The 20,807-nt window shown below is 73.4% G+C and carries 24 protein-coding genes; 15 read left to right on the forward strand and 9 right to left on the reverse strand.

The window, feature by feature from the left end; translation table 11 throughout:
• Nucleotides 1–74 precede the first annotated feature (74 nt).
• From O2W16_RS04205 to O2W16_RS04220, 4 genes are all read left to right on the forward strand, one after another.
• On the forward strand, nucleotides 75–2,138 hold the full coding sequence (locus tag O2W16_RS04205; protein WP_269157553.1) for a hydantoinase/oxoprolinase family protein: 2,064 nt from the start codon (nucleotides 75–77) through the stop codon (nucleotides 2,136–2,138).
• Nucleotides 2,135–4,024: a hydantoinase B/oxoprolinase family protein gene (locus tag O2W16_RS04210; protein ID WP_269157554.1), complete on the forward strand. Its 1,890-nt coding sequence runs from the start codon at nucleotides 2,135–2,137 to the stop codon at nucleotides 4,022–4,024. The genes O2W16_RS04205 and O2W16_RS04210 overlap by 4 nt, the downstream gene beginning before the upstream one ends.
• Before the next feature lie 189 nt (nucleotides 4,025–4,213).
• The gene (locus O2W16_RS04215; protein ID WP_269157555.1) at nucleotides 4,214–4,765 is read left to right on the forward strand and encodes a hypothetical protein; all 552 of its coding nucleotides are present in this window, start codon (nucleotides 4,214–4,216) and stop codon (nucleotides 4,763–4,765) included.
• Nucleotides 4,766–4,870: 105 nt separating this feature from the next.
• Nucleotides 4,871–5,050, forward strand: coding sequence for a hypothetical protein (locus tag O2W16_RS04220; RefSeq protein ID WP_269157556.1), 180 nt, complete (start codon nucleotides 4,871–4,873; stop codon nucleotides 5,048–5,050).
• Here O2W16_RS04220 and O2W16_RS04225 read toward each other — a convergent pair.
• Complete coding sequence (locus O2W16_RS04225) at nucleotides 5,009–5,494, reverse strand: J-domain-containing protein (protein ID WP_269157557.1); 486 nt, start codon at nucleotides 5,492–5,494, stop codon at nucleotides 5,009–5,011. The two genes, O2W16_RS04220 and O2W16_RS04225, sit on opposite strands and share 42 nt — an antisense overlap.
• Before the next feature lie 39 nt (nucleotides 5,495–5,533).
• Here O2W16_RS04225 and O2W16_RS04230 point away from each other — a divergent pair, with 39 nt between their 5' ends.
• The 3 genes from O2W16_RS04230 (at nucleotide 5,534) to O2W16_RS04240 (ending at nucleotide 6,822) form a co-directional block, all read left to right on the forward strand.
• A complete protein-coding gene (locus O2W16_RS04230; RefSeq protein WP_269157558.1) occupies nucleotides 5,534–6,115 on the forward strand; it encodes an NUDIX domain-containing protein in 582 nt (193 codons plus the stop codon).
• Nucleotides 6,116–6,144: 29 nt separating this feature from the next.
• A complete protein-coding gene (locus O2W16_RS04235; protein WP_269157559.1) occupies nucleotides 6,145–6,540 on the forward strand; it encodes an STAS domain-containing protein in 396 nt (131 codons plus the stop codon).
• 84 nt (nucleotides 6,541–6,624) lie between these two features.
• Nucleotides 6,625–6,822 carry a hypothetical protein gene (locus O2W16_RS04240; RefSeq protein ID WP_269157560.1) on the forward strand — a complete coding sequence of 66 codons (198 nt, stop codon included), beginning with the start codon at nucleotides 6,625–6,627 and terminating at the stop codon, nucleotides 6,820–6,822.
• An 81-nt stretch (nucleotides 6,823–6,903) separates the two neighbouring features.
• On the opposite strand, the gene O2W16_RS04245 is transcribed toward O2W16_RS04240, so the two are convergent.
• The 4 genes from O2W16_RS04245 to O2W16_RS04260 all read right to left on the reverse strand — a co-directional run bounded on the left by O2W16_RS04245 (nucleotide 6,904) and on the right by O2W16_RS04260 (nucleotide 10,792).
• Nucleotides 6,904–7,470, reverse strand: coding sequence for a MarR family winged helix-turn-helix transcriptional regulator (locus tag O2W16_RS04245; RefSeq protein ID WP_269157561.1), 567 nt, complete (start codon nucleotides 7,468–7,470; stop codon nucleotides 6,904–6,906).
• Complete coding sequence (locus tag O2W16_RS04250; RefSeq protein WP_269157562.1) at nucleotides 7,467–8,315, reverse strand: SDR family oxidoreductase; 849 nt, start codon at nucleotides 8,313–8,315, stop codon at nucleotides 7,467–7,469. The genes O2W16_RS04245 and O2W16_RS04250 overlap by 4 nt, the downstream gene beginning before the upstream one ends.
• A gap of 90 nt (nucleotides 8,316–8,405) precedes the next feature.
• Nucleotides 8,406–9,317 carry a sensor histidine kinase gene (locus O2W16_RS04255; RefSeq protein ID WP_269157563.1) on the reverse strand — a complete coding sequence of 304 codons (912 nt, stop codon included), beginning with the start codon at nucleotides 9,315–9,317 and terminating at the stop codon, nucleotides 8,406–8,408.
• Between the two features lie 272 nt (nucleotides 9,318–9,589).
• Entirely contained in the window at nucleotides 9,590–10,792 is a 1,203-nt protein-coding gene (locus O2W16_RS04260; protein ID WP_269157564.1) for a DUF6986 family protein, read from the reverse strand.
• Between the two features lie 20 nt (nucleotides 10,793–10,812).
• Here O2W16_RS04260 and uraD point away from each other — a divergent pair, with 20 nt between their 5' ends.
• From uraD to O2W16_RS04280, 4 genes are all read left to right on the forward strand, one after another.
• Nucleotides 10,813–11,316 (forward strand): 2-oxo-4-hydroxy-4-carboxy-5-ureidoimidazoline decarboxylase, encoded by a 504-nt coding sequence (gene uraD / locus O2W16_RS04265; RefSeq protein WP_269157565.1) that lies wholly within the window; start codon nucleotides 10,813–10,815, stop codon nucleotides 11,314–11,316.
• Nucleotides 11,313–11,630, forward strand: coding sequence for a hydroxyisourate hydrolase (gene uraH, locus O2W16_RS04270; protein WP_269157566.1), 318 nt, complete (start codon nucleotides 11,313–11,315; stop codon nucleotides 11,628–11,630). The genes uraD and uraH overlap by 4 nt, the downstream gene beginning before the upstream one ends.
• A gap of 62 nt (nucleotides 11,631–11,692) precedes the next feature.
• Nucleotides 11,693–12,598, forward strand: a complete 906-nt coding sequence (gene pucL / locus O2W16_RS04275; RefSeq protein WP_269157567.1) for a factor-independent urate hydroxylase — start codon at nucleotides 11,693–11,695, stop codon at nucleotides 12,596–12,598.
• Between the two features lie 115 nt (nucleotides 12,599–12,713).
• Nucleotides 12,714–13,448 carry a GAF domain-containing protein gene (locus O2W16_RS04280; protein WP_269157568.1) on the forward strand — a complete coding sequence of 245 codons (735 nt, stop codon included), beginning with the start codon at nucleotides 12,714–12,716 and terminating at the stop codon, nucleotides 13,446–13,448.
• Nucleotides 13,449–13,482: 34 nt separating this feature from the next.
• Here O2W16_RS04280 and O2W16_RS04285 read toward each other — a convergent pair whose 3' ends face one another.
• Nucleotides 13,483–15,093 (reverse strand): methyl-accepting chemotaxis protein, encoded by a 1,611-nt coding sequence (locus tag O2W16_RS04285; RefSeq protein WP_269157569.1) that lies wholly within the window; start codon nucleotides 15,091–15,093, stop codon nucleotides 13,483–13,485.
• Nucleotides 15,094–15,282: 189 nt separating this feature from the next.
• Between O2W16_RS04285 and O2W16_RS04290 the strand changes: the two genes are divergently transcribed.
• Entirely contained in the window at nucleotides 15,283–15,774 is a 492-nt protein-coding gene (locus tag O2W16_RS04290) for a phosphoribosyltransferase (protein WP_269157570.1), read from the forward strand.
• Between the two features lie 59 nt (nucleotides 15,775–15,833).
• Here O2W16_RS04290 and O2W16_RS04295 read toward each other — a convergent pair whose 3' ends face one another.
• From O2W16_RS04295 to msrA, 3 genes are read right to left on the reverse strand one after another with little or no spacing between them, the layout of a single operon-like run.
• Nucleotides 15,834–16,967: a class I SAM-dependent methyltransferase gene (locus O2W16_RS04295; RefSeq protein WP_269157571.1), complete on the reverse strand. Its 1,134-nt coding sequence runs from the start codon at nucleotides 16,965–16,967 to the stop codon at nucleotides 15,834–15,836.
• Nucleotides 16,968–16,981: 14 nt separating this feature from the next.
• Complete coding sequence (locus O2W16_RS04300) at nucleotides 16,982–17,905, reverse strand: haloalkane dehalogenase (protein WP_269157572.1); 924 nt, start codon at nucleotides 17,903–17,905, stop codon at nucleotides 16,982–16,984.
• A gap of 56 nt (nucleotides 17,906–17,961) precedes the next feature.
• Nucleotides 17,962–18,615, reverse strand: a complete 654-nt coding sequence (gene msrA, locus O2W16_RS04305; RefSeq protein WP_269157573.1) for a peptide-methionine (S)-S-oxide reductase MsrA — start codon at nucleotides 18,613–18,615, stop codon at nucleotides 17,962–17,964.
• Nucleotides 18,616–18,670: 55 nt separating this feature from the next.
• Between msrA and O2W16_RS04310 the strand changes: the two genes are divergently transcribed.
• The 3 genes from O2W16_RS04310 (at nucleotide 18,671) to O2W16_RS04320 (ending at nucleotide 20,799) form a co-directional block, all read left to right on the forward strand.
• Nucleotides 18,671–19,453 (forward strand): SDR family NAD(P)-dependent oxidoreductase, encoded by a 783-nt coding sequence (locus tag O2W16_RS04310; protein WP_269157574.1) that lies wholly within the window; start codon nucleotides 18,671–18,673, stop codon nucleotides 19,451–19,453.
• A complete protein-coding gene (locus tag O2W16_RS04315) occupies nucleotides 19,450–20,472 on the forward strand; it encodes an NADP-dependent oxidoreductase (protein ID WP_269157575.1) in 1,023 nt (340 codons plus the stop codon). The genes O2W16_RS04310 and O2W16_RS04315 overlap by 4 nt, the downstream gene beginning before the upstream one ends.
• A 126-nt stretch (nucleotides 20,473–20,598) precedes the next feature.
• The gene (locus O2W16_RS04320; protein ID WP_269157576.1) at nucleotides 20,599–20,799 is read left to right on the forward strand and encodes a hypothetical protein; all 201 of its coding nucleotides are present in this window, start codon (nucleotides 20,599–20,601) and stop codon (nucleotides 20,797–20,799) included.
• The last annotated feature ends 8 nt before the right edge of the window (nucleotides 20,800–20,807 follow it).

A 20,807-nucleotide genomic window follows, 5' to 3' on the forward strand; every position in this document is an offset into this window, starting at 1 on the left:
GGGATGCGCCGTCCGCCGATCGGACTCGGCGTGCACCTTCCGGTTGAGGTATCTCAGCACTAAGGTTTCTCGGCATGAGCACTCGCCGGGTCCGCATCGGGATCGACACGGGCGGCACCTTCACCGACGTGGTCGCCGTCGACGAGGAGACCGGGGAGGTCTCCACCACCAAGACGCCGTCCACCCCGAGCGACCCGGCCGACGGCTTCCTCGCCGGTGTGCAGAAGGTGCTCGGCCAGCTGGGCCTGGACGGGTCGTCGGTGACCGCGGTCAGCCACGGGACGACGGTCGCCACCAACCAGCTGCTCGAGGGCAAGCTGGACCGGATCGGCTTCATCACCACCGAGGGCTACGGGTCGGTGCTGGAGATCGCCCGGCAGTCGGTGCCCGACGGCTACGGCAACAGCTACTTCTGGGTCAAGCCGCCGCGGATCGTGCCGGCCGACCTGGTCCGCACCGTGCGCGGGCGGCTCGACGTCAGCGGCGCCGAGGTCCGGCCCTTCTCCGCCGAGGACGCCGTCGCGGCCGCCCGGTTCTTCCGGGACGCCGGGATCACCACGATCGGCGTCTGCTTCCTGCACTCCTACGCGAACGACGCCCACGAGCGGGCGATGCTCGACGTGATCCACGTGGAACATCCGGGCGCCGTGGTCTCGATCAGCTCCCAGGTGCTGCGCGAGTACCGCGAGTACGAGCGCTCGGTGACCACGCTCGTCGACGCCGCGGTGAAGCCGAAGGTCGGCGCCTACGTCACCAACATCCGCCGCCGCCTCGACGAGATCGCCCCCGCCGTCCCCTTCTACGTGATGAAGAGCAACGGCGGCGTGCTCAGCGCGGCGGAGGTGGTGCACCAGCCGATCACCACGATGCTCTCCGGCCCCGCTGCGGGCGCGCTGGGCGCCGCGTTGATCGCCGGCACCGCCGGGTTCGACCGAGTGCTCACCTGCGACGGCGGCGGCACCTCCACCGACGTCACCGTGGTCATCGACGGCGAGCCGACGCTGACCACCGAGGGCTCGGTCGGCGACTACCCGTCCAAGATCCCGATGATCGACGTCGTCACCGTCGGCGCCGGCGGCGGCTCGATCGCCTGGCTGTCGCCGGAGGGCACGCTCAAGGTGGGGCCGAAGTCGGCCGGCGCCGACCCGGGCCCGATCTGCTACGACAACGGGGGCGAGCAGCCCACCGTCACCGATGCGCACGTCGTCCTCGGCCGGATCCCCCCGCACCTGCTGGGCGGGGAGATCCCGCTGTCGGTCGACGCGGCCCGGGCCGGGCTGGCGAAGCTGGCCGGCGAGCTGGGCCTGTCGGTGGAAGCGCTGGCCAGCGGGATCCTGGAGATCTCGGCGTGGAACCAGGCCAACGCGCTGCGCCAGGTCACCGTCGCCCGTGGCCTCGACGTCCGCGACTTCACCCTCACCACCTTCGGCGGCTCCGGCTCGCTGCTGGCCTGCCGGCTGATGGACGTGCTGGGGCTGCCGCGCACGCTGGTGCCGCCGAACCCGGGCAACGTCAGCGCCTTCGGCCTGCTGACCGTCGACGTCCGCAACGACTACGTGCAGACCATGGTCGCCCGGCACGCCGACGTCTCCCCCGCCACCCTGGCCACCGCCTTCGCCGACCTGGAGGGCCAGGCCGAGGTCGCCCTGGACGGCGAGGGGTTCCCGCGCGGCGAGCAGCGGATGCAGCGCACCGCCGACCTGCGCTACGTCGGCCAGGCGTTCGAGGTGCGGGTCCCGGTCGGTGCGGGCGACCTGGACCAGGCGGCGATCGACGCGGTGGCCACCGCCTTCCACGCGGCGCACCGCCAGCTCTACGGCTACGACTTCGCCACCGATCCGCGCCAGGCGGTGGAGTGGGTGAACCTGCGGGTGAGCGGGATCGGCCCGATCCGCCGGCCCGAGATCGTCGAGCCGGCACCGTCCGACCGCGACGCCCGCCGCGGCACCCGGCCGGTGTTCTTCGACGAGTGGGTCGAGGCGCCGCTGTTCTGGCGACCGGACCTCTCCCCCGGCGACGTCGTCGCCGGTCCGGCGATCGTCGAGGAGTTCGGCTCCACCGTCCCGGTGCACCCGGGCTTCTCCGCCACCGTCGACCGATTCGGCAACCTGCTGCTCACGAAGGAGACCGCCCGATGAGCACCGATCAGGGCCAAAGTCGCGACTTTGGCCCCTCCGCCGCCGACCCGGTGCTGGTCGAGATCGTCGCCGGCACGCTGGCCGCCATCGAGAAGGAGGTGGAGACGTCGATCGGGCGGACCTCCCGCTCGCCGATGATCCGCGACGCGCACGACTTCCGGGCCGGCATCCACGACCGGCAGCTGCGCAAGCTCACCGGCCGGTCCTACTCCGCGCTGGTGCAGCCGGTGGTCCGCGACCACCCGATCGACACCATGAACCCCGGCGACGTCTACTTCCACAACGACGTCTACCTCTCCGAGGGCGGGATCGGCCACCTGCCCGACCTGTGCGTGACGGTCCCGGTCTTCGCCGACGTCGAGGGGGCCCCGACCGTGGTCGCCTTCATCCAGGCGTTCGGCCACCACGACGACATCGGCGGCGCGGTGCCGGGCTCCATGCCGTCCGCGGCGACCAGTGTGTTCGAGGAGGGCCTGATGGTCCCGCCGATCAAGCTGTGGGACCGCGGCGTCCGCAACGACGCCGCGCTGACGATCATGACCCGCAACTCGCGGATGCCCGACTCGCTCGCCGCCGACCTGGACGCCGAGTGCTCGGCCTGCCTGGCCGGGGCGCGCCGGCTGGGCGAGCTGTTCGACCGGTACGGCGTCGCTGCGGTGGAGGCCTGCTTCGAGTCGATCCTGAGCAGCTCGACCGAGGTGTACCGGCGGGAGATCCTGTCCCAGATCCCCGACGGCTCCTACGTCTGGGAGGACTACGCCGAGCACGACGGCGTCGACGCCCCCCAGCTGCACCGGCAGCGGATCACGCTGACCATGGACTCCACCAAGGACGTCCCACTGGTCATCGACTTCACCGGCACCGGCCCGCAGGCCAAGGGCCCGATCAACCACTGCGGCGACTACGCCGACGGCAACTTCCTGAAGAAGTGGCTGGCGCCGATCCTGCGCAACCTCGCTGAGTCGCCGGAGCGAATGGCACAGCTGGACGTCAACGAGGGCGTCGTCCCGCTGATCGAGATGCGGTTCCCGGAGAAGGGCACCCTGCTCACCCCGATCTTCCCGGCGCCCACCAACGCCCGGACGTTCGTGATCCTGCGGCTGCTCGGCGTGCTGGCCGGGGTGCTGGCCAAGGCCACCGGCGGTCGGATGCCCGCCGACCAGGAGACGATCCGCTACACCGGCGTCTACGGCACCGACGCGAACGGTGAGCCGTACCTGATGCGCGAGGTGCTCGGTGGCGGGTCCGGCGGGCGGTACTACGCCGACGGCGAGGACACCATCCACGTCGTGCCGGACTCCCGGAACCTGCCGACGGAGTTCACCGAGTCCCGGTTCCCGCTGCGGATCGAGCGGCTGGCGCTGGCGAAGGATTCCGGCGGGCCGGGCCGGTACCGCGGCGGCTGCGGCTACGAGAAGGACATCCGGGTGCTCCGCGACGCACACTTCATGTCCATCGCCGACCGGTCGATCCTGTCCTGCTGGGGGGTCAAGGGCGGCAAGGCCGGGCGGCCGTTCTCGATCACCGTGGACCCGGGCGGGCCGGACGAGCACGAGGTCGACGCGCTGGCCGACGCCGAGCCGCTCACGGCCGGCACGGTGGTGCGGGTGCGGACGACGGGCGGCGGTGGCTGGGGCGACCCGCTGGACCGGCCGGTCGAGGAGGTGCTGCGGGACATCGCCTGGCACAAGGTCAGCGTCGCCGGTGCCCGGGACGACTACGGCGTCGTGGTCCGGGACGACGGCACGGCCGACGAGACGGCGACCGCCCAGCTGCGCGACGAGCTCCGGGCGGCCCGGCCGGAGGTGGAGCCGTTCTTCGACCGCGGCCCCGGCTACGCACTGCTGTCCGGCGGCGAGCCGTACAACGAGTTCGACCTCCTCTGACCGAGCCCGTCACGATCGGGTCACGCCCACTCCGAGGGGGAACATCTCGGTTGCCCGATGCGTATCACTCCGTCACGGGTTCGCATCAGGTCCCCGCCGTCGAGCATGGCGCGGCCGGTTGAGGCAATGCATGTGGTGTCCGAACAGAGCGGCGGGCTGCACCGTGCCCGCCCGACGAGAGGAACCACCATGCAGCACACCCGCCCCATCACCAAGCTCTTCCTCGCCGGCAGCCTCGCCGTCGCCCCCTTCACCCTGGCCGCCTGCGGTGACGACACCGCCGGCCCCGAGGAGGGCGTGAGCGTCGGTGACATCCAGGAGGACGACGGCGTCGAGGAGGGCATGGAGGAGGACGGCATCGACGCCGGCGCGGAGGCCGGGCTCGGCTACGACGGCCTCTACGACTCCGCCTTCTACGAGGAGCGGACCGGGTACGTGGGCCAGGAGGTCACCGTGTCCGCGACCGTGAACGAGGTGTTCGGGCCGAACTCCTTCACCATCGCCGGCACCGAGGAGACCTCCGTCGAGCCGCTGCTCATCGTCGGTGCGGAGATGGCCGGCGCCCTCGAGGAGGGTGAGGTCGTGCAGGTCACCGGCACCGTGCAGGAGGCCTTCGAGGAGGTCGCGGTCGAGGAGGAGCTGGGGCTCGACCTGACCGACGACGCCTACGGCGACTTCGAGAACGCGGAGTACATCGTCGCGGACAGCGTCGACACCACGGTGCCGACCGAGGACGAGTGACCCCTCCGTGACCCCCGCGCCGGCTCGTGCGATGCCCGCCCGGCGGGCACCGCACGAGCCGCGCCAGGTGGCCGACACCGGGCGGGCACCGCAGGCTCGACCGTGATGAACGAGCCCGAGCCAGAGACCGACCAGCTCAACCTGCACCCCGGCCAGCACGACGAGGGCGGCACCGGCGGGATGGCCACCCGCGAGCTGCAGGCCCGCCACTCCGACGACGGCGGGACCGACGAGCCCGACCGGTCAGGCCGCCCGTCGCCGGAGCCACCGCCGCCGGCGGGATGACACCACCGGCTCCGGCACCTCGGGCTCGGGGACGACGGGCGGGCGGCCCCGCCGCCACTCGGCGACCACCTCCTCGACGTCCGGCATCCCGACCGCGATCCACGGCCCGTCGACCGGCTGCCGGTAGTACCGGTCGACGCGGGCGACGTGCGCCTCGACCACCGCGCGGGCCAGCTCCTCGGTGGGCTGCCGGGCGACCCGGGCGGCCAGCTCCTCGCGTTCCTTCCGGAGCGCCAGCCCGGTGGGCATGATCGCGGCGACGTCGGCCTCCTCCCGCCGCGCCCACTCCAGCGCCCACTCGTAGGTGGTCTTCTCCCGGTCACGCCGAGGCAGCGGCTTGCCCGCGCCGGCCAGCCCCTCCAGGTCGCCCCGCTCGCGGGCCTGCGCGATCTGGTGCTCGACCCAGCTCTCGAACGACATGCCCTCCGGCTTGCGTTCCGTCATCGGCGTCCTCCTCCACGCTCCTCTGCCAGTGTGGGACGCATGCGCACGACGAGCACCCGTGAGGTCTACCGGAACCCGTGGCTCCGGCTGCGCGAGGACGCCATCGAGCTGGACGACGGGTCGCCGAGCGTCTACTCCGTCATCGAGCGGCCCGACTTCGGCCTGGTGATCGCCGCCGAGCGGGACGGCTTCTGGCTGGTCGAGCAGTTCCGCCACCCACTGGGCCGGCGGACCTGGGAGTTCCCGCAGGGGACCTGGTCCGGGGGCGTCCAGCCCGACGGCGCCGACGGGTCGGCGGAGGCGCTGGCCCGCGCCGAACTGGCCGAGGAGACCGGTCTGCGCGCCGCCTCCCTCCGGCACCTCGGGCACCTGGACCTGGCGCCGGGGCTCACCACGCAGGAGTTCGACGTCTGGCTGGCCGAGGACCTGACGCCCGGCCCCACCGCCCGCGAGGCGACCGAGGTCGACATGCGCGCGGCGTTCGTCACCGAGGCCGAGTTCCGGGCGATGGTGCGCGACGGCCGGTTCTCCGACGGCCCCTCGCTGGCCGCCTACGGTCTGCTCCTGCTCGCCCGCGCCGCGGAGGCCGACACGACACAGGTGGCGGATCCCGAGGAGTGAACTCCAGCCCGGACGGGAACCGAGGAGCCATGGACGAACCTGCCCCCAACGTCGAGGTCACGGTCACCACGCACGATGCGGAGTCCGCCGAGATCACGGTCGTCGGTGAGCTGACCGAGCATGCGCGCCGGCCGCTGGTGCGCGTGATGACCGACCTGATGCTGGCCGACGCGACGCTCAAGCAGGTCAGGGTCGACCTGTGCGAGGTCACCTTCATGAACTCCGCCGGGATGGCGACGCTGGTGCAGCTGGAGCGGATGGCCCAGCCCCGGGGCATCGACACACCGCTGGTGGTGCACACCGCCGCCGTCGCCCGCCCGCTGCAGCTCAGCGGCCTGTGGCGGCGCTTCACCATCATCGACCGCCGTGAGGGCCACCCGGAGGACGTGCACGAGGCCACCCCGCGCAGCCCCGAGCACAGCTAGCGGCGCCGCCTCCGTCTCGGCGCGTTTTCAGCAGGCGGGACCGGGCATGGCCTCGTGGTCACCATCGTCGAACCAGGAGTTCCCATGTCCCGCTCCACCCGTCCCCGTACCGTGCGCCGCACCTTCGCCGCATTCGCCATCGCCGCCTCGTCACTGACCACGGTGGCGTGCGGAGACGACGTCGTCGACGACGGCGTCGAGCAGGAGGTCGAGGAGGGGGTCACCGACCTCGAGGACGGCGTCGGCGACCTCGAGGAGGAGATCGAGGACACCGAGGGCTGACCGACCAGCGAGAACATCTGCCGTACGGCCGGGGCCTGCTCGACGATCAGCTCGGCCGGCCCCGGCGGCGGCAGAGACGCCTCAGCTGGGGTCGGGCATCCCCCCGGGGACGCGGCCGAGCGTGATGAGCCAGCGGCGGAGCAGCCCGGCCAGCTGGCTGCGCTCCTCGGGCGACAGGGCGGCCAGCATCCCGTGCTCGGTCTCCAGGTGGTCGGGCAGCGCCGCGTCGAGCGCCGTCCGCCCCGCGTCGGTCAGCGTGACCACGACGGCCCGCCCGTCGGCCTCGCTGCGCCCGCGGGTGATCAGGCCCTTCTCCTCGAGCCGGTCCAGCCGCTGGGTGATGGCCCCGGAGGTGACCAGCGCGGTGCGCATCAACGCGGTGGGGGTCAGCTGGTAGGGCTCCCCCGCCCGGCGCAGCGCCGCGAGGACGTCGAAGGACGGCGCATCGAGCCCGTGCCGCGCGAAGGTGGCCCGCTGGGCCAGGAAGACCTCCCGCTGCAGCTGGCTGATCCGGCCGATGACGCCCATCGGCGAGCAGTCCAGGTCCGGCCGCTCCTCCGCCCACTGCGCGAGGATCACGTCCATCGCGTCCCCGGTGCCGGTCTCCCCGCCGCGCGTGGGCGTCGACCCGTCGAGCAGGTCGCTCACGAGGTCGGCTCCTCGGGCCGCGGCAGGTCGGCGAGGTGCTCGGCGAACGTGCGCGGCGGGCGGCCCAGCAGGTCGGTGAGCACCCGCGGGCTGCCGACGAAGCCGTGCGCCCGGTAGTGGTCGAACATGGTGCGCCGGCAACGGGCGGCGTAGCCCGTGGGCACCTCGCCCCCGGGGATCACGTCGTCGGCGACGACCTCGTCACCGAGCCATTCGCCGATCAGCTCGGCGAGCCGCGGTGCGGTGAGCGCCTCCGGGCCGGCCGCCTCGAAGGTGCCGCCGTCCAGGCCGTCCTCGGTGAGCAGCACGGCGGCGGCCTCGGCCACGTCCCGCACGTCCACGAGGGACTGCGCCGCCCGCAGGCCCCACATGCTGCGGAGCACGCCGCTGGTGCGCGCCGCCTCCAGCTCCGGGTGCAGGTTCTCGGCGTAGGAGGAGGGCTGCAGCACCCGCCACGAGGACAACCCGCTGGAGTCCAGTGCCTCCTCGGCCAGGTCCTTGCCGGCGTGGTGGGGCATCACCCGCAGCTGCGGGCGCATCACCGAGTGGTAGACCATCCGCGGCAGCCCCGCCCGGCGGGCCTCGGCGAACAGGGCCGCCGCGCCCTCGGCCTCGTCCGGGTCGAAGTTCGGCCAGATCAGGTATGCGGCATCCGCGCCTCCGAACACCGAGGACCAGGCCATCGGTGAGGTCAGCTCGGCGACGACGACCTCGGCGCCGAGGTCGGCCAGTTCGGGCCGCGGGCCGCGGCGGGAGACCACGGCGCGCACGGACTCCCCCCGGGCGCGCAGGGCACGCACGACCGCCGTCCCCGTGAGGCCGCCGGCCGCAGTCACCACGATCACACCGGACACCTTAGTTCTGAACGACCTCCGCGGCAGGTCTCGTGCCCGGATGGAGGGAGATCGCGGGCCCCGTCCGTCACCGGGGCCGGCTCAGCGCAGCGGTGAGCTCAGCCGGACCGTCAGGCCGTCCGGCCCGTTGACCAGGTCGACGTGGTCCCAGAGCTTGCGGGCCAGCCACAGGCCCATCCCGCCCTGGGAGAGGTCGTCGCCGTGCGCCGGCTGGAAACCGGCCAGCGGGTCGGCGAACCCGGTGCCGCAGTCGCTGATGGTGCAGACCACCCGGTCGGTCGAGGCCCACACCCGGGCCGCCACCGGCGGGGTGCCGTGCCGGAACGCGTTGGCCGCGATCTCGCTGACCGCCAGGTGCAGGTCGGTGCCCTGGTCCCGGTCGGGCACGCAGGTGGCGAGCACCGCGGCCAGCTGGTGCCGCAGGGGCGCCAGCGCCCGGGCGCCGTCGACGGCGAACAGCGGCGGACCGTCCTCCATCGGCTCGCGCAGCAACGGCAGCGTGGCCAGGTACTGCGCCGGCGGCAGGTAGTCCTCGCTCGCCACCCGGACGCCGTCGACGAGCAGGTGCGGATGCGTCTGCCCGGCGCTCGCCACGACGTCGGTGGACAGCTGCCGCTGGTCGTAGACGCACAGCGCGTCCAACGGGGACCGGGCGAGCAGGTCGTTGACCACCGACTCGTACCGCTGCCCCTCCCGCCAGGTGCGGGGCATCGGACCGAAGTCCGGTGTGCCCAGGATCCGGAGCGCCCCCGACGGCGACGCGGCGGCCTGGTCCAGCAGCCGACGGGTGGCGATGACGGCGTCCGGCGCACGGGCGCCGCGCATCGCGACGCGGGGGTCGCTGAGCAGCCGGGTGTCGGGGGCCCCCACGGCCCCGCGCAGCAGCTCGGCCGTCTCCTCCGCACAGGACAGCACCGTCACGTCCCCGGCGGCGAGGCCGGCCTCCAGCCACGGGACGGCCCCGGCGAGCAGCGCGTCGTCGGAGCCGATCACGAGTGCGGTGTGGCCGCGCGTCGGCGCGGGCGGGGAGCTTGGCGCCTCGTCCAGGGCGTGCTGCACCGACGGCGCAGGACGAGCTCCGAGAACGGACACGACACCTCTCGACCGACGGTGGACCCTGGGAACTGCTGGCATTCTCAATCACCCACCCCTGGTCTCGGCAACCGCCCCCCGGAACAGCACTCACCCGACCGGGTGAACCGCCGCACAGTGGCACGACCGGCGACCGGCCGCAGGCGCTGCGTGAGGGCGGCACGCGTGTCGGCTCAGCGGCGGCGACCGGCCAGGGCGTCCAGCGCCGCGCGGTCCAGCCCGGTGGCCGACTCGACCTCGGCGACGTCCAGCGCACCGCAGTCCAGGCCACGGAGCACCACGGTGGCCAGCGCCCGGGCCGTGGCCGGCTCGTCGAGCACCCCGCCCTCCACCCGGCTGACGTAGCCGGCCAGCCGTGCCGCGGCAGCCGGCAGGGCTGCCCGGAAGAACGCGTAGGTGGCGAGGTAGCGGGTGACCAGCTGCGCCGGGTGCAGGTCCCAGCCCTGGTAGAAGCCGCGCTCCAGTGCCCGGCGGACCAGCCCCGCGTGCAGCTGCCAGGCCTCGTGCACCTGGGTGGTCGTGCCGACGGGCAGCACGTTGGTCGAGCCGTCGACCGCGCGGGCCCCGGTGCCGGCCACCGCCACCTGCATGGCCTGCTTGGCGGCGTCGGCCGCGGGGTGGTCGGAGGACTGGTGGGCCGCGGCGATGCCCAGGGCGGCGCTGTAGTCGTAGGTGCCGTAGTGCAGGCCGACCACCCGGCCGGCGCCGGCGTGCAGCATCCGGGCCAGCGTCGTCGTCCCGTCGGCACCCAGCACCGCCTGCGGTGTCTCCACCTGCAGCTCCAGGTCCAGCGTCAGCCCGCTGGCCTGCTCCAGGGCGTCCAGCACCGGCAGGAACGCGGCGACCTGCTCGACCGCGGTCACCTTGGGCAGCGTGACGACGGCCCGCTCCCGACCGGCCCCGGCCAGGCCGGTGAGGAACAGGTCCAGGGAGCGCACCCCGCGGCGCCGGGTCGGCTCCTCCAACGACTTGGCCCGCACCCCGAGGAAGGGCGGCAGGACGGTCTCGGCGGCGAGCACCGCGGCGGCCGCGGTGACGTCGCCGTCCTCGGCGTCCGGGGGGCCGCGGTAGCCGTCCTCGGCGTCGACCCGCAGGTCCTCGACCGGTTCGGTGGCCAGCTTGGCCCGCACCCGGGGCAGCACCTGCTCGACCAGGCCGGCGTCCAGGCCGAGGTCGGGGAGGCCGTGCTCGTCCAGCGCAGCCAGCGCCGCGGCACCCCAGGAGGAGACCAACCCGGGGACGACGGCGTCGGCGGGCACGTAGCAGGTGTGCACCGGCTGCCGGGCCGACGACTCCCCCGGGTAGGCGGCCAGCCGGGCGGCGTCCACGGGCGCCAGCCGCCGATCGAGCTCGTCGTACAGCTCTGCGGGGATCATGGACTGGCATCCTGTCAGCCGTGCCCGACTCCCCGCTGGACAGATTCAACGCCGAACCGGCAGCGCGGGCCGAGGAGCTGCTGCGGTCCTGCAACGCAGCGCCGTCCTTCGCCCCGACCGTCACCGCCGGCCGCCCCTACGACTCCACCGATGCACTGGTCGCCCGCGCCGAGGAGGTCAGCCGCGCCCTGCCCTGGACCGAGGTGAGCACCGCGCTGGCGGCCCACGCCCGGATCGGCGACCGGATGCAGGGCGCCTCGGCGGAGGCGCGCACGTCGCGGGAGGAGCAGAGCGGGATGACCACCGCCGCGGACTCGGTCCGGACCGCGATGGTCGACGGCAACCACGACTACGAGGAACGGTTCGGCCACGTCTTCCTGATCCGCGCGTCCGGCCGGTCGGCCGAGGAGATGCTCGCCGAGCTGCACCGCCGGCTCGGCAACGACCCGGAGACCGAGCGCGCCGAGGCCACCGAGCAGCTGGCCCAGATCACCGGCCTGCGGGTCGCGGGGCTGCTCGCATGAGCGTCTCCACGCACGTGCTGGACGCCGTCGCCGGTCGCCCGGCGGCGGGGATGACGGTGCAGCTGCTGGACGACGCCGGACAGGTCGCCGCCGGGGTCACCGACGCCGACGGCCGCTGCCGGCTCACCGAGGAGCCCACCGCCGCCGGCCCGCACCGGATCGTCTTCGGCACCGGCGAGTGGGCCGCCGGGCTGGGCCGGGAGACGTTCTGGCCCGAGGTGGTGCTGACCTTCACGGTCGCCGAGCCGGCCGAGCACCACCACGTGCCGCTGCTGCTCTCCCCGTTCGCCTACTCGACCTACCGGGGCTCCTGACGACCCTCCCGGGACGTTCCACGGGAAACACCACCGCAACGCTGATGAGTGAAGGTGCGCGCATGGCGATCGTCCTCGGGCCCAACCAGTACGGGAAGGCGGAGGTGCGGGTCGTCGCGGTCGACCGCTCCACCGCCCGGCACTCCCTCGTCGACCTCAACGTCAGCTCTGCGCTGCGCGGTGACTTCGCGGCCGCGCACACCGCCGGCGACAACGCGCACGTGCTGACCACCGACGCGCAGAAGAACACCGTCTTCGCCTTCGCCCGCGACGGCATCGGCTCGCCGGAGGAGTTCGGCCTCCGGCTGGCCCGGCACCTCGCCGGCAGCTACGCGTGGGTCACCGGCGCCCGGGTGGCGATCGAGTCCTACGGCTGGGACCGGATCGCGGTGGGCGGGGCGCCGCACGACCACGCCTTCTCCCGCACGGGCGGCGACGTCCGGACGGCGGTGGTCACCGCCGACGGCGGGGACCTGCACGTGCTCGCCGGGCTCAGCGACCTCGTCGTCCTCAAGACCACCGGCTCGGAGTTCTGGGGCTTCCCCCGCGACCGGTACACCACGTTGCCGGAGACCACCGACCGGATCCTGGCCACCGCGGTGACCGCTCGGTGGCGGTACACCGGCCTCGACGTCGACTGGAACGCCACCCACGCCGCCGTCCGGACGACGCTGCTGGAGACGTTCGCCGCCACCCACTCCCTCGCGCTGCAGCAGTCGCTCTACGCGATGGGCGAGGCGGTGCTCGAGCAGCACCGGGACGTGGCCGAGGTGCGGATGTCGATGCCGAACAAGCACCACTTCCTGCAGGACCTCTCCGCGTTCGGGCTGGACAACGACCTGGACGGCCCGGGTGCGGTGGTCTACCACGCCGACGACCGGCCCTACGGGCTGATCGAGGGGACCGTGCTGCGGGACGACGTCCCGGCTGCGCCGGCCGCCTGGGTGGGCACCCCCGGCTTCTGCTGAGCTGCACCGGAGGTGTGCCGGGCCCGCTGGTGGGGGTACCCGGACGCGGCGAGACCGCGGACCCACGGCCCAGCCCCGGCCCCCTCCCCCGCGGTCCGCTCCCGGAGAGGGAGGCATGGACCTCACGCAGGATTTCACCGCGCACGTCACCGCGTCGGAGGCCGACCTGCCCGGCCCCGAGCTGCTGCCGGTGCGGCTGGCCCTGGCCTGCGCGCAGGTGCTGCCCGTCGCCGCTGCCGGGATCAGCGTCTACTTCTCCGCCGACCGGCGGCTGCCGCTCGGCGGCAGTGAGCCGGTCGCCGCAGTCGCGGAGCGCCTGCAGTTCACCGTCGGGGAGGGGCCGTGCCTGACCGCGCACAGTCTCGGCCGCCCGGTGTTCGCCGACGAGGACGAGCTGCGCACCCGATGGCCGGTCTTCTACGACGCACTGGCCACGCACACGCCCTTCCGCGGCATCGTCTCCCTGCCGTTGCACGGCGGACTGGAGGGGATCGGCGCCCTGGACCTGTACGTCACGCCCCCCGGCTCCGTCCGGGACCTGAGCCTGGCCGACACCCTCACGGTCGGCACGGCGCTGAGCACGATCTTCGCCATCGCGATGGACGAGGAGCCGCGCAGCGAGTCCGGCCCGTCCTGGCTGGACGCCCCGGCCGCGGGCCGCCGCTCGCTCGTCTGGCAGGCCATCGGCTTCGTGGGCATCGGGCTGGAGCTGCACAACACGGATGCGCTGAGCCTGCTGCGCGCCCACGCCTACGGCTCCGACCAGGACCTGGACGCGGTGGCCGAGGCGGTGCTGGAGGAGCGGTTGAGCATGGCCGACCTGTCGGAGCAGGCCGAGACCGGTCCCTGAGCCGGGGTGGCCGGCGCACCGGCCACCCCGGGGGTCACCGCTGGAAGGTGTCCACCGACTGCTGCAGGCCCTCCGACATCCGGACCAGGTCGGAGGTGGCCGACTGCATCTCGGCGACGCCGGCGTGGGTCTCCTGGGCTGCCCGGGCGACCTCGGCGACCGTCTCGGCGATCGACCGCCCGCTCTGTGCGGCCTCAGCGATGGCGCGGCTCATCTCGTTCGTCGTGGCGGTCTGCTCCTCCACCGCCGAGGCGATCGTCGTCTGGTAGTCGTTGATCTGGGCGATGACCGAGGTGACCCCGCCGATGGCGCCGACGGCACTGTCGGTGTCGGCCTGGATCGCCTCCACCCGGCGGGCGATGTCCTCGGTCGCCTTCGCCGTCTCCTGTGCGAGCTCCTTGACCTCGTTGGCCACCACCGCGAAGCCCTTGCCGGCCTCGCCGGCCCGTGCGGCCTCGATCGTGGCGTTCAGCGCCAGCAGGTTCGTCTGCTCCGCGATCGAGGTGATCACCTTGACCACGTTGCCGATCTCGACCGAGGACTCACCCAGCCGGGCCACTGTCTGGTTCGCGCTCTCGGCCGCGGTCACCGCGCTCCCGGCCACCCGCGCGGCCTCGGCGGCGTTGTGCGCGATCTCCCGGATGGAGGCGCCCATCTCCTCCGCCCCCGTGGCGACGGCGTCGATCGAGCAGCTGACGTCCTTCGCCGCCGTCGTCACGGCGTCGGCCTGCCCGGTGGACCGCCCGGCCGCGCCGGCGATCGTCGCCCCCGTGGCCGACAGGGACTTGGCGGCCCCGTCCAGCAGCCGGGAGGCCTCAGCCACCTCGTCGACCACGTCGGACACCCGGTCGAGGGTGTTGTTCAGCGCACCGGCGAGCTGGTCCAGCTCGTTGCGCCCGGCACCGACGTCCAGCCGCTCCTGCAGCTCCCCGGCCGCGAGGACGTCGGTCATCCGGCGCAGCGGCCGGGTGACGCTGCGCGACACCAGCAGGGAGATCAGGGCGATGACCAGCACCACCGGGGCGGCCCACAGGGCCATGGAGAGCAGGTGGTCGAGGAAGGCGCCGTTCAGGTCGGTGACGTAGAGGCCCGAACCGACGACCCAGCCCCAGGGCTCGTAGCCCGCGACGAAGGAGATCTTCGCCTGCGGCTCCTCCTCACCGGGCTTGGGCCACATGTACTCGACGAAGCCGCTGCCGTCGCGCTCGACGACCTGCACCATCTCCACGAACAGGGCCTTGCCGGTCGGGTCGGTGTTGGCGCTGAGGTCGGTGCCGTCCATCTCCGGCTTGATCGGGTGCATGACCATCGTCGGGTTCATGTCGTTGATCCAGAAGTACTCCTGCCCCGAGTACCGCAGCCCGCTGAGCGCGCTCCTGGCCTGGGCCTGGGCCTGGTCCCGGGTCAGCGCACCGCTCTGCTCCTGCGCGCCGTAGAAGGCCACGACGCCGAGCACCGCCTCGACCGCGGACTGGGCCTTGTTCCGCTGCTCGGCCTCGATCGTCTGGCGCACCTGGAGGGCCCCGATCACGGCGATCGTGCCCATGCCGACCACGGCCACCAGCACCAACGCCAGGAGCCGGGTGCTGATCCGGATCCGGCTCAAGCCTCCGCTGGTGAGGACGTCCCGCAGTCGTGTGGCCATGCCGTGCTCCCGTCGTCGACGGCGCAGTTGCCGTACCTGCGTTGTCGACCGAGGCGCGGCGGACTGCAGTCGAGACGGCTATCACAACGGAACCGCAACACATCGAAGGCGAGCCGCGCACCTCCGTCTTGTGCATCACACGTTCGTTGCCTCGCCGGCCGGCCCGCCCGGACCTGCCAGTATCCGTGCGTGAGCGACGAGCGGGAGACCCTGACCTACGAGGACTTCGGCCGGGCGGCACGGGAGCTGGCCCAGCAGGTCGCCGACAGCGGGTTCGAACCGGACCTGATCCTGTCCATCGCCCGCGGCGGGCTCTTCCTCGGCGGCGCACTCGGCTACGCGCTGGACGTGAAGAACCTCTTCGTGATGAACGTCGAGTTCTACACCGGCGTCGACGAGCGGCTGGAGCTGCCGGTCGTGCTGCCGCCGACGCTCGACGTCGTCGACCTGACCGGCACGAAGGTGCTGATCGCCGACGACGTCGCCGACACCGGCAAGACGCTGGAACTGGTCAAGGAGTTCTGCGCGGGCCACGTCACCGAGGTGCGCACCGCCGTGGTCTACGAGAAGCCGCGGTCGCTGGTGCGGTGCGACTACACCTGGAAGCACACCGACGCCTGGATCGACTTCCCGTGGTCGACCCTCCCGCCGGTCGTCTCCCGCGGCGGCACCGGCCACTGAGGAAGGACCCCGTCCTCCTCATCCCTCGCAGGCTCGGGACGAGCCTCGGGACGGGGCCGTCAGCGGCGGGTCGAGGCCGTGACGGTGAACGTGGGGTCGCGGGTCACCTGACGGGTGGGGCCGACGACCCGGCGGAGCGCGTCGCGGTGCGGCAGGTGGCTGTTGTAGACGCACCACAGCTCGCCGCCCGGCCGCAGCACCCGGGCCGCGGCGTCGAACAGCCGTTCTGCGGCGGCGGCGTGCACGGCGACACCCAGGTGGAACGGCGGGTTGCAGACCACGAGGTCGACGCTCCCGTCCGGGACGCTGCCGGCGGCGTCGTCCCGGGTCACGGTGACCCGGCCGGTCAGCCCGTTGGCGGCCACCGTCGCCTCCGCCGAGGCGCAGGCCGCCGCCGACTGGTCCGAGGCGACGACCGACAGCTCGGGCCGGGCCATGGCCAGCCCGACGGCCAGCACCCCGGTGCCGCAGCCCAGGTCCAGCGCCGTCGCGGCGTCCGGCACGGCGCCGGGGAGCGACCGGAGCAGCGCCCGGGTGCCGCGGTCGACCTTGGCGCCGGCGAAGGCCGCGCCGTGGGCGCACACGGTGAGCCCGAGGTCGGGGTGCTCCCGGCAGACCGGGAAGGACGACGTCCCCGGCTTCGGGCCGCGGGCGACCAGCAGCCGGGACTTCTGTCGGCCCCGGGTCGCGTGCACGTCGCTGAAGCGCTCGCCCAGGACGTCGTTCATCGCGTGGGTCATGTGCTTGACCCGCCCGCCGACCAGGAGGGTGACGTCGGGGTCGGCGTCGGCGGCGACCACCTCGGCGAGCTCGCGCAGTGCGTCCAGCCCCTTGGGCGCCTGCGCCAGCACCACCCGGGCGCCGCGCACCAGCTCGGCGCCCAGTGGCAACGACCGGTAGGTGCCGGCGTGTCCGGTGCGCTCGGCGTTGCCGGCCAGGGCCAGCTCACCGACCAGCAGGTCCTGGTGCACCCGGACGCCGGTCGCCCCGTGCAGCGCCACCGCGCCCAGGGTGAGCGCGCCGTGGGAGTCGTCGATCACGACCACGCCGTCCGGGTGCTGCCGGATCAGCTCGGCCGCCTCGTCGAGCAGCAGGCGGTCGGTCGCGTCGACGGCGACCAGTTCGGGCGCATCGACGTCGGGCTCGCGGCGGAGCTGGGCGAACAGGTCTGTCGCGGGGTCGGAGGGGGACACGCCCCCACCATGCCCTACGTGCCGGAGCGCGGGGTCGCCGCGACCAGGTCGACGACCACCTGGGCCAGCTGCGGGCCGACGTCCTCCTGGAGGAAGTGCCCGCCGCCGGCCAGCGTGGTGTGCGGCATCCCCTGGGCGCCGGGCACCAGCTTCTGGAAGACCGCGTCGCCGCCGCCGGTGATCGGGTCGCTGTCGGAGAAGGCGGTCAGGAACGGCTTCTCCCAGGTGCGCAGCACACCCCACGCGGCCCGGTTGGCCGCGGCCGCCGGGTCGTCGGGGCTGGTGGGCACCAGCGACGGGAACACCCGGGCGCCGGCCTTGTAGCGGGCGTCGGGGAACGGGGCGTCGTAGGCCGCCACCACCTCGGGCGCCATGTCCGTCGCCGTGCCGTTGGAGATGATCCGGCCGACCTGCATGTCCGTCATGCCGGCCGCCGCCCGCTGCCAGGCCAGGAACGCCTCGCTCATCGGGTGGTCACCGGTCGGCAGGCCGGTGTTGGCGACGACGACCCGGGCGAACCGGTCGGGGTGCTCGGCCACCAGGCGCAGGCCGAGCAGCCCGCCCCAGTCCTGGCAGACCAGGGTGAGGTCGGTGAGCTGCAGCTCGTCCAGCAGCGCCTGCCGCAGCCAGCCGACGTGCCGGGCGTACGTGTAGTCGGTCAGCTCGGTGGGCTTGTCGGAGCGGCCGAAGCCGACCAGGTCGGGGACGACGACGCGCAGCCCGGCCGCCGTCAGCACCGGGATCATCCGGCGGTAGAGGAAGGACCAGGACGGCTCGCCGTGCATCAGCAGCACCGTCTCGCCGTCGTCCGGGCCCTCGACCAGGACGGCGACCCGCAGCCGGCCGCCGTCCCCGTCGTCGACCTCGACGTACCGGGGCTCGTAGGGGAACTCCGGCAGGTCGGTGAACCGGTCCTCGGGTGTGCGCAGCGCGTCCATCTCAGGCCTCCTCGACTGGTGGGACTCCGCCCGACGCTATCGAGGAGGCCTGGCGGCTACACGCCGGGGAGGCCGACCGGGCAGCTGACGCCGGTGGAGTTCACCGGGCAGTAGCCGCCCGGCACCTTGTAGAGGTACTGCTGGTGGTGGCCCTCGGCGTGGAAGAAGTCGCCGAGCGGGGCGATCTCGGTGGTGATCTCGCCGTAGCCGGCCGCCGTCAGCCGCTCCTGGAACACGTCGCGGCTGACCTTGGCGGCCGCCTCCTGCTCCGGGCCCTGCGTGTAGACGGCCGAGCGGTACTGGGTGCCGATGTCGTTGCCCTGGCGCATGCCCTGGGTCGGGTCGTGCTCCTCCCAGAACTCCTTCAGCAGGCGATCGTAGGAGGTGACCGCCGGGTCGAAGACGACCAGCACGGCCTCGGTGTGCCCGGTGCGCGCCGAGCACACCTCCTCGTACGTGGGGTTCGGGGTGTACCCGCCGGCGTAGCCCGCGGCGGTCGAGTAGACGCCCGGGGTCTCCCAGAAGACCTTCTCGACCCCCCAGAAGCAGCCGGCGCCGAAGACGGCGGTCTCCAGGCCCGCGGGGAAGGGCGGCTGGATGCGGTTGCCGTTGACCGCGTGCACCTCGGGGACGCCGGGCAGCGACTCGGAACGGCCGGTCAGGGCGTCCGCTGCGGTGACCGGCTGGGTCTTGGCGCGGGAGAAGAACATGCGCCGACTGTAGGTCCGGCCTGCGAGCTCGGGCCGGGTCGGCGAAGGTGGCCGGGTGCAGACGACACAGCAGACCGAAGATCAGTTGACGGGGCGGGTGGCCCTGGTGACCGGCGCGGCCAGTGGCCTGGGCCGCGCGGTCGCGGTCGCCCTGGCCGAGGCGGGGGCCACGGTGGCGCTGGGCGACGTCGACACCGAGGGCGCGGAGAAGACCCGCGCCCGGATCGGCCGGGACGCCGAGGTGGTGGCGCTCGACGTCACCGACGACGACGCCCGCCGCCGGGTGGTCGCCGACCTGTTCGCCCGGCACGGTGACGCCTTCGACCTGCTGGTCAACGTCGCGGGCATCGACCGCCCCGGCTACATCACCGACATCGACCTGGCCGACTACCGGATGGTGCAGGCGGTGAACTGCGAGGGCCCGGTCTTCCTGACCAGCGAGTTCCTCAAGACCGTCCAGCACCGCCCGGCCGACACCGTCGCCGACGTGGTGCACGTGACGTCCCTGTCGGCGGTCACCTCCGGCAGCGGCGCGATCGCCTACAACAGCTCCAAGGCCGCCTTCCGCAGCGCGACCCGGTGCATCCAGCGGGAGCTGCGGGAGAAGGGGACGGTCCTCCCCGACGGCACCGAGGTCCCCTTCCCGGCGCGGGTGCACAGCATCGTGCCGGCCGCGATGGACACCCCGATGATGGAGCGCTGGGGCATCCCGGCGCACCGGATGATGCCGCCGTCCGACGTGGCCCGCATGGTGCTCACCATGGTCACCATGCCCGACACCAGCTTCGTCCCCGAGGCCTTCGTCATCCCCCGCAACGAGCCGGACTTCCCGCGATGAGCATCTCCGCCCGCGAGTGGCAGCTGGTCCGGCGTCCGCACGGCGAGCCGGTGGACGAGGACTTCCGCCTGGCGACCGTCGACCGGCCCGACCCCGCGCCCGGTGAGGTCGTGGTGCAGACCATCGCCATGTCGGTCGACCCGTACATGCGCGGCCGGATGAGCGCCGCGAAGTCCTACGCCGCCAGCTGGGAGCTGGGCGAGACGATGCAGGGCGGGGCGGTCGGGCAGGTGGTCGCCTCCCGGTCCGGCGCCGTCCCCGAGGGCGCGTTCGTGCTGCACGGCCAGGGCTGGCGGGACGTCGCCGTCCTCCCGGCCACGCACGTCTCCGTCGTCGAGCCGCTCCCCGGCCTGCCGCTCTCGCTGTACCTCGGCGTGCTCGGCATGCCCGGCCTCACCGCCTGGGCGGGCCTGTTCCGGCTGGCCGACTTCCGCGAGGGGGACGCCGTCTTCGTCTCCGGCGCCGCCGGGGCGGTCGGCAGCCTGGTCGGCCAGTTCGCCCGGCTGCGCGGCGCCTCGCAGGTGGTGGGCAGCGCCGGGACGCCGGAGAAGGTGCGCTGGCTGCGCGAGGAGCTGGGCTTCTCCGCGGCGTTCGACTACCACGACGGCGCCGTCGCCGACCTGCTCGGCGCCGCGGCGCCCGACGGGATCGACGTCTTCTTCGACAACGTGGGCGGGGAGCACCTGGAGGCGGCGATCGGTGCCTTCAACACCTACGGGCGGGCCGCGCTGTGCGGGGCGATCTCCGGCTACAACGCGACCACGGCGCCCCCTGGGCCGCGGAACCTGGGGCTCATCGTCGGCAAGCGGCTGTCACTGCGCGGGTTCATCGTCGGCGACCACGCCGACCTGCGGCCCGACTTCGTCGGTGCGGTGTCCGGGTGGCTGCGGGACGGCTCGGTCGTCGCCCGGGAGACGGTGGTCGACGGGCTGGACTCCGCCGTCGACGCGTTCCAGGCGCTGCTCAGCGGCGGCAACACCGGGAAGATGGTCGTCCGGCTGGCTCCCGACCCGTCCTGATCCCCATGATCACCACGGGCTGAGGGTTGTCTCCGCGCCAACGAGACCACCCTCAGCCCGTGGTGATCGTGTCGACGCCCCTGGCTGCCAGGTTGGCGACCGCAGGATCAGGGCAGAGAGCTGATCATGTGGCTCTTCCTCACCCGCCGTCTCCGCATGTGGGTCATCCTCACCGTCGTCGCTCCGCTGGCCACGAAGGTGCTGCGCGCCCTCGGCCAGACCCTGGAGAAGCGCACTGGCCCCTCGGCGATCAGCAAGGGCCTGCTCAAGGCCGGCGACCTCGGCGAGCGGGCGCGTGTGAAGCTGGGCGGCAAGCGCCGCCGCTGACCGCAGCC

Origin of the sequence: Modestobacter sp. VKM Ac-2984 (assembly GCF_026967985.1) — a bacterium.
Classification (GTDB): Bacteria; Actinomycetota; Actinomycetes; order Mycobacteriales; family Geodermatophilaceae; genus Modestobacter.

What these genes read in the sequence shown, in the direction of transcription:
- O2W16_RS04240 (WP_269157560.1), top strand. Translation starts at nt 6,625, where the DNA reads ATGTCCCGCTCCACCCGTCCCCGTACCGTGCGCCGCACCTTCGCCGCA.
- pucL (WP_269157567.1), top strand. Translation starts at nt 11,693, where the DNA reads ATGGCGATCGTCCTCGGGCCCAACCAGTACGGGAAGGCGGAGGTGCGG.
- O2W16_RS04260 (WP_269157564.1), bottom strand. Translation starts at nt 10,792, where the DNA reads ATGATCCCCGCAGAGCTGTACGACGAGCTCGATCGGCGGCTGGCGCCC.
- O2W16_RS04315 (WP_269157575.1), top strand. Translation starts at nt 19,450, where the DNA reads ATGAGCATCTCCGCCCGCGAGTGGCAGCTGGTCCGGCGTCCGCACGGC.
- O2W16_RS04220 (WP_269157556.1), top strand. Translation starts at nt 4,871, where the DNA reads ATGAACGAGCCCGAGCCAGAGACCGACCAGCTCAACCTGCACCCCGGC.
- O2W16_RS04215 (WP_269157555.1), top strand. Translation starts at nt 4,214, where the DNA reads ATGCAGCACACCCGCCCCATCACCAAGCTCTTCCTCGCCGGCAGCCTC.
- O2W16_RS04230 (WP_269157558.1), top strand. Translation starts at nt 5,534, where the DNA reads ATGCGCACGACGAGCACCCGTGAGGTCTACCGGAACCCGTGGCTCCGG.
- uraH (WP_269157566.1), top strand. Translation starts at nt 11,313, where the DNA reads ATGAGCGTCTCCACGCACGTGCTGGACGCCGTCGCCGGTCGCCCGGCG.
- O2W16_RS04225 (WP_269157557.1), bottom strand. Translation starts at nt 5,494, where the DNA reads ATGACGGAACGCAAGCCGGAGGGCATGTCGTTCGAGAGCTGGGTCGAG.
- O2W16_RS04285 (WP_269157569.1), bottom strand. Translation starts at nt 15,093, where the DNA reads ATGGCCACACGACTGCGGGACGTCCTCACCAGCGGAGGCTTGAGCCGG.
- O2W16_RS04300 (WP_269157572.1), bottom strand. Translation starts at nt 17,905, where the DNA reads ATGGACGCGCTGCGCACACCCGAGGACCGGTTCACCGACCTGCCGGAG.
- O2W16_RS04280 (WP_269157568.1), top strand. Translation starts at nt 12,714, where the DNA reads ATGGACCTCACGCAGGATTTCACCGCGCACGTCACCGCGTCGGAGGCC.
- O2W16_RS04205 (WP_269157553.1), top strand. Translation starts at nt 75, where the DNA reads ATGAGCACTCGCCGGGTCCGCATCGGGATCGACACGGGCGGCACCTTC.
- msrA (WP_269157573.1), bottom strand. Translation starts at nt 18,615, where the DNA reads ATGTTCTTCTCCCGCGCCAAGACCCAGCCGGTCACCGCAGCGGACGCC.
- O2W16_RS04235 (WP_269157559.1), top strand. Translation starts at nt 6,145, where the DNA reads ATGGACGAACCTGCCCCCAACGTCGAGGTCACGGTCACCACGCACGAT.
- O2W16_RS04320 (WP_269157576.1), top strand. Translation starts at nt 20,599, where the DNA reads ATGTGGCTCTTCCTCACCCGCCGTCTCCGCATGTGGGTCATCCTCACC.
- O2W16_RS04210 (WP_269157554.1), top strand. Translation starts at nt 2,135, where the DNA reads ATGAGCACCGATCAGGGCCAAAGTCGCGACTTTGGCCCCTCCGCCGCC.